The 12,011-nt window shown below is 68.4% G+C and carries 10 protein-coding genes and 1 pseudogene; 8 read left to right on the top strand and 3 right to left on the bottom strand.

Annotated elements, in window-relative coordinates; genetic code table 11:
* Window positions 1-2: 2 nt before the first annotated feature.
* From cobA to VXJ37_RS05870, 5 genes are all read left to right on the top strand, one after another.
* The gene (gene cobA, locus VXJ37_RS05890; protein ID WP_331322119.1) at window positions 3-1,034 is read left to right on the top strand and encodes a uroporphyrinogen-III C-methyltransferase; all 1,032 of its coding nucleotides are present in this window, start codon (window positions 3-5) and stop codon (window positions 1,032-1,034) included.
* 14 nt (window positions 1,035-1,048) lie between these two features.
* Window positions 1,049-2,197: a uroporphyrinogen-III synthase gene (locus VXJ37_RS05885; RefSeq protein ID WP_331322118.1), complete on the top strand. Its 1,149-nt coding sequence runs from the start codon at window positions 1,049-1,051 to the stop codon at window positions 2,195-2,197.
* 215 nt (window positions 2,198-2,412) lie between these two features.
* Window positions 2,413-3,282 (top strand): FAD-dependent oxidoreductase, encoded by an 870-nt coding sequence (locus tag VXJ37_RS05880; RefSeq protein ID WP_331322117.1) that lies wholly within the window; start codon window positions 2,413-2,415, stop codon window positions 3,280-3,282.
* A 93-nt stretch (window positions 3,283-3,375) separates the two neighbouring features.
* Window positions 3,376-4,095 carry a deoxyribose-phosphate aldolase gene (gene deoC / locus VXJ37_RS05875; RefSeq protein ID WP_331322116.1) on the top strand — a complete coding sequence of 240 codons (720 nt, stop codon included), beginning with the start codon at window positions 3,376-3,378 and terminating at the stop codon, window positions 4,093-4,095.
* A 52-nt stretch (window positions 4,096-4,147) separates the two neighbouring features.
* Window positions 4,148-4,411 carry a hypothetical protein gene (locus VXJ37_RS05870; protein ID WP_141940632.1) on the top strand — a complete coding sequence of 88 codons (264 nt, stop codon included), beginning with the start codon at window positions 4,148-4,150 and terminating at the stop codon, window positions 4,409-4,411.
* Between the two features lie 79 nt (window positions 4,412-4,490).
* On the opposite strand, the gene VXJ37_RS05865 is transcribed toward VXJ37_RS05870, so the two are convergent.
* Together VXJ37_RS05865 and mfd are read right to left on the bottom strand one after the other, a co-directional pair.
* Complete coding sequence (locus tag VXJ37_RS05865) at window positions 4,491-5,303, bottom strand: metal-dependent hydrolase (RefSeq protein ID WP_331322115.1); 813 nt, start codon at window positions 5,301-5,303, stop codon at window positions 4,491-4,493.
* Window positions 5,304-5,309: 6 nt separating this feature from the next.
* Entirely contained in the window at window positions 5,310-8,993 is a 3,684-nt protein-coding gene (gene mfd / locus VXJ37_RS05860) for a transcription-repair coupling factor (protein WP_331322114.1), read from the bottom strand.
* A 225-nt stretch (window positions 8,994-9,218) separates the two neighbouring features.
* On the opposite strand from mfd, the pseudogene VXJ37_RS05855 reads away from it, so the two are divergent.
* From VXJ37_RS05855 to VXJ37_RS05845, 3 genes and pseudogenes are all read left to right on the top strand, one after another.
* Window positions 9,219-10,723 (top strand): annotated as a pseudogene (locus VXJ37_RS05855) (SDR family oxidoreductase).
* Between the two features lie 43 nt (window positions 10,724-10,766).
* On the top strand, window positions 10,767-11,264 hold the full coding sequence (locus VXJ37_RS05850) for a DUF2505 domain-containing protein (protein ID WP_141940629.1): 498 nt from the start codon (window positions 10,767-10,769) through the stop codon (window positions 11,262-11,264).
* 3 nt (window positions 11,265-11,267) lie between these two features.
* The gene (locus VXJ37_RS05845; protein WP_331322113.1) at window positions 11,268-11,489 is read left to right on the top strand and encodes an SCO4848 family membrane protein; all 222 of its coding nucleotides are present in this window, start codon (window positions 11,268-11,270) and stop codon (window positions 11,487-11,489) included.
* A 69-nt stretch (window positions 11,490-11,558) separates the two neighbouring features.
* Here VXJ37_RS05845 and sufU read toward each other — a convergent pair whose 3' ends face one another.
* Window positions 11,559-12,008, bottom strand: coding sequence for a Fe-S cluster assembly sulfur transfer protein SufU (gene sufU / locus VXJ37_RS05840; RefSeq protein WP_331322112.1), 450 nt, complete (start codon window positions 12,006-12,008; stop codon window positions 11,559-11,561).
* Window positions 12,009-12,011 lie beyond the last annotated feature (3 nt).

The following is a 12,011-nucleotide window of genomic DNA, read 5'->3' as shown; positions in this document are numbered from 1 at the left end:
CCATGCAGCTCAGTATCGACCTCACCGGCCGGGACGTCCTGGTGACCGGCACCCACGCCGCCGCGCGGCAGGCGGTGCGGCGGTACAAAGCCGCGGGCGCCGTCGTCCACCGCATGGAGACCCCGCACAGCGCCGCCCTTACCCGGCTGCCGGAGCACCTGTTCCTGGTGGCCGCCGTCGAGGACGGCCAGCCCGGGTGGGCAACCCTCCTGGACCAATGCCGGGAAGCGGGGATACCGGTCGCCGCCGAACCGGCTGCCGGCGCGGCGGGCCACGTGACGCTGGTGGGCGGCGGACCGGGCACCAGCGACCTGCTCACCGTGGCCGCCATCAAGGCGCTGCGGGACGCCGACGTCGTGTTTTACGACCGCCTGGCCCCGTACCAGGAACTGCCGCTGCTAACCGCCGCCGAACTGGTGGACGTTGGAAAGAAGCCCGGGCACCACAAGGTCAGCCAGGCCGACATCGAGAAGCTGATGGTGGAAAGCGCACTGGCAGGCAACAACGTGGTCCGGCTCAAGGGCGGTGACCCCTACGTGTTCGGCCGCGGCGGCGAGGAAGTTGCCGCCTGCGTCGCCGCGGGCGTGAAGGTAAAGGTAGTTTCCGGCGTGACCAGTGCCATCTCGGTGCCCGCCGCGGCAGGTATCCCGGTCACGCACCGCGACGTCAGCCACATGTTCACGGTGGTCTCCGGGCACGCCCCGCTCACCGAAGATGAGCACCGGCACCTGGCGGGCCTGGGCGGCACCATCGTGGTGTTGATGGGCATTGGCACCCTCCACCAGCTCGCCGCCGGCCTGCGCCGCGCCGGAATGCGCCCCGACATGCCCATGGCGGTGGTGGAGCGGGGCTACCGGCCCGGCCAGCGCACCACCATCGCGGACCTCGGCACCATCACGTCCGCCGCCGCGGGCTGCAGCAACCCGGCAGTGCTGGTCATCGGCGAGGTGGTGCGGGTGGCTGAAACCAACCGCGGGCACGCCCAGTCGGCCGCCGACCTGGATCTGCTGGCGGCCTCGCTGCTGGGATCATGAAAGGATTGACCCCCATGACCGCACTTGCACCGGCCGAACCACCGCACGCTGAAGAAACTCCCGATGCCGCGGAATCACCGCTGGAGGGCTTCCGCATCGGCGTCACCTCTGACCGGCGCTCCCGCGACCTGATCGAGGCCCTTGAGCGCCGCGGTGCGGAGGTGCTGCACGCCCCCGCGCTGAAGATCGCTCCAGTCCAGGAGGATATGCGCCTCATTGAGGACACCAAGGCCGTCATCGCCGCCAAGCCGGACCTGTGCATCGCCACCACCGCCTACGGCATGCGCCGCTGGTGCGAGGCCGCGGACTCCTTCGGTATCGGCGACGAGCTGCTGGACACGCTGGGGAACTGCCGCATGTTCGTCAGGGGACCGAAGGCACGCGGTGCGGTGCGCGCGGCAGGCCTCGCCGACGTCGGCATCAGCAGCGACGAAACCACCTCCACCCTGGTGGACATGCTGCTCACCGAGGGAGTCCGCGGCAAAACCGTCGCCATGCAGCTGCATGGTTATACGGATGTCCGCCAGATCGAACGCCTGCGCATGTCCGGCGCCACCGTCCTGACCGTCACGCCCTACCGCTGGGTCAAGCCCGACGGCGAGGACAAGCTTCCCCGGCTGATCGAGGCAGCCTGCAGCGGCAACCTGGACGTCTTGACCTTCACCAGCGCGCCGGCGGTGGACGCAATGTGGAGCACGGCGCACGAAATGGGCCTGTACAAGCAGCTCGTGGAGAGCCTGAAACTGAACGTCACCACCGCCGTCGTGGGACCGGTGACGGCGCAGCCGCTCCTGGATGCGGGCGTCACGCCGCTGATCCCGGAACGGTTCCGCATGGGTGCGCTCATCCGGCTGGTGTGCGAACACCTGGCCCTGAACCATGTCCGGCGGCTGGACACCCGCTCGGGGAACATCGAGCTTCGCGGCCGCAGCCTGCGCATCGACGGCCACCAGGTGGAGCTGGCCCCCGCTCCCCTGCTGCTCCTGCGCGCCCTGCTCGGCGCCGGCGGCGCGGTCCTGTCCCGCGAATCCCTGTCCGACCTGCTGGAACTCCGGGGCTCGGTGCACGCGCTGGACATGACCGTGAGCCGCCTTCGCTCATCGCTGCCGGACGGCAAACTGATCGAGACCGTGGTCAAGCGGGGCTACCGGATCCGCGTCTAGCAGCACCTCCAAACGTGGTTTGGCAGCGGCGAATGTGTCGACTTCCCCATGGATGAGAGGTGCGTCACGGGTTCTGTTACCGGCCGGTAAATACTGGCGAACAAGGGGTCCGTAAACGGCAACCGACGGGTAACACAACCGAAAAGGCAGGTCCCTACGCTGGGTCCATCACGAACTTCCGGCCGGTTCCCGGCCACCAGCGAAAGGGCCAGCACATGTCCGCTCCGGCACCCTCAACATCCGTTTCCGCCGCAACCCGCATCGTCATCGCCGGCGCCGGTCCCGCCGCCCAGGCCCTGGTGGCACAGCTGGACCGCGCACAGTTCACCGGGACCATCACGGTGCTGAGCAACCGTGACGACGCGCCCGGGGAGCTGCTGGAGCTCGCCATGCTGCCCCAGGTTTCCGTGCGGTTCGGCCAGCCCGCCAGCCACATCGACGCCGTCAACCGCACCGTTGCCACCACCGATGGCATGGAATTCGCCTACGACCAACTGGTCATCGCCACCGGCTCGGCCCCCGTGGCCGGCCCCGTGGACGGCGCCGCGCAGTGCCTGAGCTACGCCACCATCGACGACGCACCCCGCATCGCCAAAAGCGTGCAGAAGGTGGCCCGGGAGCTCGGGCGCCGACCGGTGGGGATCCTGGTGGGCACCGGCGCTGCGGCCGGACAGGCCGAGGCGGTCCTGCGGGCCAAGGGCGTACGGCCCATCCGCACCACAGCCCGCCCGGCCGCCGTCATTCCGGCCGTCGTCGCCGGTCCGGTTCCCCGGACGGCAGCATCCGCCGTGGTCTTCGAAGACGGCAGCAGCATGACCGGAGACCTGGTGGTCCTGGCCGAGGAACGGGTGTCCCGCGATGGCCTGGCCGCCAGCGCGGGCCTGCGCACCGCTCCGGGGGGCGGCATCGTGATCACCCGCGACTACCGGACCTCCGTCCCGGGAATCTGGGCCATCGGTGACGCCGCAGCGTTCGACGGCGTCCGGCTGGGGCTGCTGGTGGCGGCCGCTTCGGCGGCAGGCGCCTGCGCCACCCAGCTGCTGACGGCAACCTCGGCAGGTCCGGTCCTCCAGGCAGCCGCCTGAGCGGCTGCCTGCTCCCGGCGCCTTCCGCTGTGACAAGATGGTTTCCGAAACCGAGCCAACGCCGGGCCCACAAGGCCCTTCGAGAGGACCATCATGAGCAACGAAGCCACCGTTCACGCCGGCACCGCCGGTCCGGCCGCGGCCGCGAACATCGCCTCCTACATCGACCACACGCTGCTCAAGCCCGAAGCCTCCGAAGCCGACGTCCTGAAGGTCTGCGCGGAGGCGGCGGAGTACAGGTTCAAGTCCGTCTGCGTGAATCCCATCTGGGTCAAGACGGTCAGCACCGCGCTCAAGGGCTCGGGCGTCCTCACCTGCTCCGTGGTGGGCTTCCCGCTGGGGGCCACCCCCACCGATGTAAAGTCGTTCGAGGCCCGCGGTGCCGTGCTGGACGGTGCTGACGAAATTGACATGGTGATCAACATCGCCGCCGCGAGGGCCGGTGACAAGGGCGCCTTGGTGGAGGATATTGCGGCTGTGGCAGAAACCGTCCACGCCGGCGGCGCCATCCTGAAGGTCATCATCGAAACAGCGCTCCTGACGGATGAGCAGAAGGTGCTGGCGTGCCAGGCTGCGGTGGAAGCCGGGGCTGACTTCGTGAAGACCTCCACGGGCTTCAACGGCGGGGGTGCCACCGCTGAGGACGTGGCCCTGATGCGCCGGACCGTCGGCCCGGACCTGGGGGTCAAGGCCTCCGGCGGCGTACGGTCCCTGGCGGACGCGCAGGCTATGATTGCAGCAGGTGCAACACGAATTGGTGCCAGCTCCGGGATTGCCATCGTCAAGGGTGAACAGGGTTCAGCCGCTTACTGACCGGAACCGCGAGCCGCCACAGATCACGCCCCGCGGGGCCGAGGAGGAACACATGTCCAGCCAGATCAACCCGTCCAGCCAGGACTCGGCGTCCAACCGTGAATACGTCCGGACCCCGCAGAACGAGAACAAGCTCGGCGGCAGCATCGTGCTCTTCGTGATCTGCTTCGCCCTGTTCCTGGGCGCCATCTACTCGCTGTCCTTCCTCAGCCTGGGCAACCCCTGGCCGATGGCCGTCTGCCTGATCCTCTTCGCGCTGGCCTTCTGGCTTCCGCAGACCATCTTCGGCCGCTCCGACTCCGCAGGCGAGCACTAGGTTTAACGCGCAGCCGCAAGACAGCAACGGACCCCGGACACACCGTCCGGGGTCCGTTTTCACAGCAGCTGTTCCGCTGCTAGAACCAGAGCCTGATCCAGGCCCCCGCGGCAGCGGCCACACGGCCCCAGTGGTGCTGGGCGAGGGCCCAGCCGGCTACTGACATGCCCACCATCGCATAGGCGCTCACCGGGATCAGCACCAGCCACTCCCGTTTGGAGCCGGCCCGCCCCAGCAGGGGTACGGACAGGGCACCGTTGGCCCGCCATACATTCCGCAGGAGGGGCAGGCGGCGCAGCACCTTGGGGGGCCGGAGTACCAGCGGCCACAGCAGGGGCACTCCCCCGGTGGTGATCAAATCACCGACTATGTGCACCACCACGCCAATCAGCATCGAGGTGGGGAGCCACGTCCACTGCTCCGGCGCGTAGACCGTGACCAGGCCCGCCATGACCAGCGCAAAGATCCAGTTTGAGATGAAGCCGCTCTTGGGAAACAGTTTCAGTGCCTTCGCGGCAATGTTGATCAGGAACATGCACAGCAGGCCGGCGCCGACGGACAGCCGCCCCCAGCCGGTGTCCATATGGACCTGCGAGGCCAGCCCTGCAAGGAACACAAAGAACGCTGCCCCAAGGATGGAGTGCGTGCCCTGGCGGTGGCCCCCGCTGGCGTTCTCAATGCCGCGCGCGATCACGTTGGACAGCGGCGGCAGGGAATGGGCCACCGTGCTGGAACGGTGGTCCCAGTCGCAGACCAGGGCCGTGCCCGCGGTGGCCATGCCGCCGATCAGGATGCCCGTGGGATCCAACGGATACCAGCCCAGGGTGTAGGGCCCGGTAGACGCAACAGCAACCCACGCCGCGGCTCCCGACGCGGCGTGGTGTCCTCCCATCAAGTGCTAACTCACCGCCAGCGGGGCATCGGAGAAGATATTCCGGATCACGCCGTTGGCCCACTCCAGAATCTCGGCGTCCTGCAGGTCCCGGCCCCCGATCCGCGCGGTCTTGGGCTTGGGGATCAGGACCGCGTCCAGCGCAGGCTTGGCCTGCGACCCCGGGTACATCCGGTTCAGCCGCATGGTCTTGGACTCGGGAAGCGTTGCCGGGGAGAACTTGATGAAGTTTCCCTGCAGCGCGACGTCGGACAGGCCGGCTTCCCGGGCGCCAACCCGGAACCGCGCCACCGCCACCAGGTTCTGGGCCGGCAGGGGCAGTTCACCGTAGCGGTCCACCAGCTCCGCCTGGACCTCGTCGATGGCCTCGTTGGTGAGGGCCGCGGCGAGCTTCCGGTAGGCCTCCAGGCGCAGCCGCTCCCCTGGGACATAGTCATGCGGCAGGTGCGCGTTGACCGGCAGCTCGATCTTCATCTCCGCGGCCTTCTCCTCGGCTTCGCCGCGGAAATCCGCCACGGCCTCGCCCACCAGCCGGATATACAGGTCGAAGCCCACGCCCTGGATATGGCCCGACTGTTCACCGCCCAGGAGGTTGCCGGCGCCGCGGATCTCCAGGTCCTTCATGGCCAGCTGCATGCCGGCGCCGAGCTCGTTGTGCGCGGCCACGGCCTTGAGCCGTTCCAGCGCCACCTCGCCCAGCGGCTTCTCGGAGGGGTACAGGAAGTACGCGTAGGCGCGTTCACGGCCGCGGCCCACGCGGCCGCGCAGCTGGTGCAGCTGGGACAGCCCGTACTTGTCCGCGCCGTCCACGATCAGGGTGTTGGCGTTGGAGATGTCCAGGCCGGTCTCGATGATGGTGGTGCAGACCAGTACGTCGAACCGGCGTTCCCAGAAGTCGACGATGATCTGTTCCAGCCGGCTTTCGGACATCTTGCCGTGCGCCACCTCCACGCGCGCCTCGGGTACCAGTTCACGGATCCTGGCCGCTGTCCGCTCGATGGTGGACACCCGGTTGTGGACCAGGAACACCTGGCCCTCGCGCATCAGTTCGCGGCGGATGGCGGCGGAGGTCTGCTTGTCCGTGTAGGGGCCCACATAGGTCAGCACGGGGTGCCGTTCCTCCGGCGGGGTGGCCAGGGTGGAGGTTTCCCTGATCCCCGTCAGCGACATTTCCAGGGTGCGGGGAATCGGGGTGGCGCTCATGGCCAGGACGTCCACGTTGGTGCGCATCTTCTTCAGCGCTTCCTTGTGTTCGACGCCGAACCGCTGTTCCTCGTCCACGATCACCAGGCCCAGGTCCTTGAACTCGAAGTCCTTGGACAGCAGCCGGTGGGTGCCGATCACCACGTCCACGGCGCCGCTCTTGACGCCTTCCGCCGTTTCCTTGGACTCCTTGGCTGACTGGAACCGGGACAGCGGCTTCACCCGCACGGGGAAACCGGAGAAGCGTTCGGTGAAGGTTTCGTAGTGCTGCTGGGCCAGCAGGGTGGTGGGCACCAGCACGGCCACCTGCTTGCCGTCCTGGACGGCCTTGAAGGCGGCACGCACCGCGATTTCGGTCTTGCCGTAGCCCACGTCGCCGGACACCAGCCGGTCCATGGGAATCTCCCGCTCCATGTCGGCCTTGACCTCGTTGATGGTGGTCAGCTGGTCCGGGGTCTCCACGTACGGGAAGGCTTCCTCCAGTTCACGCTGCCACGGGGTGTCAGGGGCAAACGCGTGGCCGCGGGAGGCCATGCGGGCGGAGTACAGCCGGATCAACTCGCCGGCGATCTCCTTGACGGCCTTGCGCGCCTTGGACTTGGTGCTGGCCCAGTCCGCGCCGCCCATCTTGCTCAGGACGGGGGTGTCGCCGCCCACGTAGCGGGTCACCTGGTCCAACTGGTCGGTGGGGACGAACAGGCGGTCGCCGGGCGCGCCGCGCTTGGCGGGCGCGTATTCCAGCACCAGGTATTCGCGCACCCCGTCACCGCCGCCGGCCACCTTGCGCTGGATGAGTTCCACGAACCGGCCGATGCCGTGCTGCTCGTGGACCACGTGGTCCCCCGCCACCAGCTGCAGGGGGTCGACGGCGTTGCGCCGCTTGGAGGGCATCCGCCGCATGTCCTTGGTGGACCCTGCGGAGGTGCGGCCCAGCAGGTCGGCTTCGGTGAGCAGGCCGAGCTTGAGCCCATCGAGGACAAAACCACGGCCGACGGCGGCGGTGGTCACTTCGATGATGCCCGCCTGCGGCTCGTGGTCCAGGCTGTCCACCCGGGCACAGGGGATGTCGTTCTCGTGGAACAGCTCGGCCAGGCGCTGGGCCGGGCCCGGACCTTCGGTTGCCACCACGATCCGCCACTGGTCCCGGACGTGGGAGCCGATGAAGTCCATCATCTCGGCAACGTCACCCTGGTAGCCCCGGGGTTCGCGGGCGTGCAGGTTCAGCACGTCGATCTCGGGCAGCAATTCGGCGTCCTGTGCCAGCGACGTGATGGACCACCAGGACACCCCGTGACCCAGCGCAGAGCCGCGCGTTTCGGCCAGGGACCGGAAGCTCGCCGAGTGCAGCGCGGCGCTGGCCTGTGAGCTGAGGTCCAAAGGTGCCGCCCCGCCGTCGGACGCCGTGGACCAGGCCGCCTCAAGGAATTCCTCGTTGGTGGCGGAAAGGTCATGGGCGCGGGTGCGGACCTTCTCCGGTTCGATCACCACGGCGATGGAATCCGCCGGCAGCTGGTCCACGAACGGCACCATGGCGTCCACCAGGACCGGAGCCAGTGACTCCATGCCTTCCACGGCGATGCCGCCGGCGATCTTTTCCAGCATGTCCGCCGCGGCGGGAAGCTGGGCTTTCAGGGTGGCGGCGCGGGACATGACGGAGGGGGTGATGAGGATTTCGCGGCAGGGCGGCGCATGCAGCTCCGTGGGGTGGTGGATCCCGGGTGCTGACAGCGAGCGCTGGTCGGCCACGGCGAACCAGCGCATCTGGTCCACCTCGTCCCCGAAGAATTCCACCCGGATGGGGTGGTCTTCGGTGGGCGGAAAGACGTCGATGATGCCGCCGCGGACAGCGAACTCACCGCGGTGGGTCACCATGTCCACCCGGGCATAAGCCGCATCCGCGAGGCTCTTCACCACGTCGCTGAACGGAACGTCCTGGCCCACTTTCAGGGTGACCGGAACCAGGTCGCCAAGGCCGGCCACCACCGGTTGGACCACGGCGCGGACGGGCGCGACGACGACGCGGAGCCTGCCCGCCGTCGAACTTGCCGGATGTGCCAGCCGGCGCAGGACGGACAGGCGCCGGCCAACAGTGTCTGAGCGCGGCGACAGCCGCTCGTGCGGGAGGGTCTCCCAGCTGGGGAACTCGGCCACCGAATCGGCGGGCAGGTAGGCGCGCAGGGCCGCGGACAGATCCTCCGCTTCGCGGCCGGTGGCCGTGACGGCCAGGACCACACCCGGCTCTGCCCCTTCTGCCGCCGCCGCGAGCCCGTCCGCCATCTCTGCCAGCAACACCGGCCGCAGGCCGGCAGGAGCACTGATCTGGTAATCCTGCCCGCGGACCGCGAAGCCGCGGGCAGCCTCTGCCCGGACCCGGGCGAAGGTCTGGTCCGGCTCCAGGGCGCGGCGCAATCCGTCGAGCGACGGGCGCGGGACGCCGGACGTGCCCGTGCTGGATGTGCCGGCGGCGGACTGGCCGGGAAGACTCATGGCAGAAGCTCCTGTGGTGTTCATCGAAGACAAGCAGGCAACGCGAAAACCCGAAATTCGCTGCGAATCCCGGGTACTCCCAGCCTACCGCGCAGGAACGACATGGCAGCGCGGCACAAACCATCTAGGCTGGCAGGACCGGGCCTTTCCGCCGGGCCTTCTCCGCCGGAGCAGCCGTCCTGACCGGCCGCCGCTCCGAACTCCAAGGGACGAACAGGAGCAAGCATGACCGCAATGAGTGCCCAGCCAACACCAACCACCGTCCTTGTCACCGGCGCCACCGGCTACATTGGAGGCCGCCTGGTGCCCAAGCTCCTCGAGGCCGGCCACACCGTGAAGGTCCTGGTCCGCTCCCCCGACAAGATCGCCGGCGTCCCGTGGCGGGACAAAGTCGAGGTTGTGGAAAGCAGCCTGGACGACGGCGACGGCCTCCGCGAAGCCCTGGCCGGCGTCGACGTCTTCTACTACCTGGTGCACTCGATGGCCGCCGGGGCTGGATTCGAGGCGAAGGAACAGGCCATGGCCCGGACTGCCGCCGACGCAGCTGCCGCCGCGGACGTGCGGCGGATCGTCTACCTTGGCGGGCTGCACCCGCAGGGCGTGGAGCTCTCCACGCACATGCGCTCACGCGAGGCAGTGGGCAAAGTGTTCCTGGACAGCCCGGTGGACGCCATCGTGTTCCAGGCGGGTGTGGTGATCGGCTCCGGCTCGGCCTCCTTCGAGATGATCCGCCACCTCTCCGAAACGCTGCCGCTGATGCCGGCTCCCAGCTGGGTGCGGAACCGGATCGAGGCCATTGCGGTGCGCGATGTCCTCTACTACCTGGTGTCCGCCGCGTCCCTGGAGGGCCCATCAACCGGACCTTCGACATCGGCTGCCGGCAGGTGCTGACTTATGCGGGCATGATGAAGGAGTATGCCGCTGAAGCAGGCCTGCCCTACCGCGTGGTGCTGGCCCTGCCGGTGCCGGCGCCCAAGCTGGCAGGCATGTGGGTGGCGCTGACCACCCCCATCCCGCTCGCCATGGCCGTTCCCCTGGTCCAGTCCCTGCAGCACGATGCCGTGTCCAACGAACACGACATCGACCAGTACATTCCCCAGCCCGACGGCGGCCTGACAACCTACCGGACAGCGGTGGCCCTGGCGCTGGGCAGGGAGCGGGACGGCCAGGTGGAGACCACGTGGGCCAATGCCGGCGCCGACTCCGATCCGCTGCCCAGCGACCCGGAGTGGGCCGGGCACAAGGTGTACATCGACGAACGGACGTTCCACGGCGATGTGGACCCCGCCCACGTGTGGACCATCATCGAGGGCATTGGCGGCCGCAACGGCTGGTACTCACTGCCCCTGGCCTGGCAGGTCCGGGGGTGGCTGGACAAGCTCACCGGCGGTGCAGGCCTGCTCCGCGGCCGCCGGCACCCGCACACGCTGGCCGCAGGAGAGGTTGTGGACTGGTGGCGGGTGGAACGGATCGAACATGGCAGGCTGCTGCGGCTGCGGGCAGAGATGCGCGCGCCGGGACGGGCGTGGCTTGAGCTGTCCGTAGAGCCCGACGGCGGTGGCAGCCGCTACCGGCAGCGCGCCATTTTCTTTCCCAAGGGCTTGAGCGGACGGCTCTACTGGCTGGCTGTGCTTCCCTTCCACAGCCTGATCTTCCCGGCCATGGCACGGAACATCACCACGGCGGCACAGAAACTGGCCGATGCGGACCGCGCCCAGGTGACACCGTAGGATGTTGGAGGCTTAATCCATTCCCCACGTCCCAGGAGGACCCATGGCGCTGAGCGCAACCACCACCCTTCCGCATTCCGTCGACAGCGTGGCCGCCGTGCTGGTGAACGAGGATTTCCAGCGCCACGTCAGCCAGCTGGTGGGCGGCAGCCTGGAATCCTTCACCGTGGACGGAGACATTGCAGGCGCATTCAACGCCACCTCCGTGCGCACCCTTCCCACCACCCGCCTGCCGGAAATCGCCCGCAAATTCGTGGGCGAGCACCTCAAGGTGACCCAGGTGGAAAACTGGGAAGCACCCGCGGCAGATGGCTCGCGCCAGAGCAACATCTCCCTGAAGATCGCAGGCGCACCGGTGGACGTCACCGCCGTGCAGCGGCTGGTGGCCGACGCCGGCGGAACCCGGGTGGAGCTTGAGGGCGCCGTAAAGTCCTCCGTTCCGTTCCTCGGCGGCAAGATCGCCGACGCCGCGGAGCCCATGGTGGCCAAGGCACTGAACCTGCAGGCCGCACAGGCACAGGCCTGGCTGGAAAGCCACTAACCCGTGCAGCTTCCCGTCTTCGCCGCCCTGGTCCTGATCGTGGCCGGCATCTGGTCCCTGGTGGTCTGGCCGCAGTTCCTGCGCCGGGTGATGAAGGATCCCCGCGCCCGCGATACGGCCGGTAAAGCAACAAAGTTCCTGACCGTCCATGTGGTGCTGGTCAGCATCTCCATGGTGCTGGGACTCGCTACAGCTGTGATTGGCATCCTCGGCCTGATCGGCTGACGGAAACATACAGAACAGCCCGGGCCTTCCTCCTGACGGATGAAGGCCCGGTCTGTTTGCTTTTCGGGCTCAGGCGGCCTGGTTGAGGGCGTCTTCGGCGGCCACCCAGGAAATCATGGCGCACTTGACCCTCGCGGCATACCGGGCCACGCCCTCGAACGCGGCGGCATCTCCCAGCAGCTCGGGATCGGCGTGGACCTTGCCGCGCGAGCGGAGCACCTCCCGGAAGCTGTCGATAACCTCATGCAGTTCTGCCAGGGTCATGCCCTGGGCAAGGTCGGTGAGGACCGAGGCGGAGGCCATGGAGATGGAGCAGCCCGCCCCGTCCCAGGCGATCTGCGCCACCTTGCCGTCCTGCACCGCGAGCCGAAGGGTCACTTCGTCCCCGCACACCGGGTTGAGCTGGTGCGACTGCCCGGTTGATGTGCCCTGGGGCGCTTCCGTCGCAGCGAGGCCGCTGCCATGGCGGGCCTTGGAATGGTCCAGGATGATCTGCTGGTACAGCTGGTCGAGGCTCATAGT

The sequence above is a fragment of the Pseudarthrobacter phenanthrenivorans genome (assembly GCF_036455295.1).
Classification (GTDB): Bacteria; Actinomycetota; Actinomycetes; order Actinomycetales; family Micrococcaceae; genus Arthrobacter; species Arthrobacter phenanthrenivorans_C.
The sequence above is the reverse complement of the archived record's forward strand: the minus strand, read 5'-3'. Positions and strand labels throughout refer to the sequence as shown.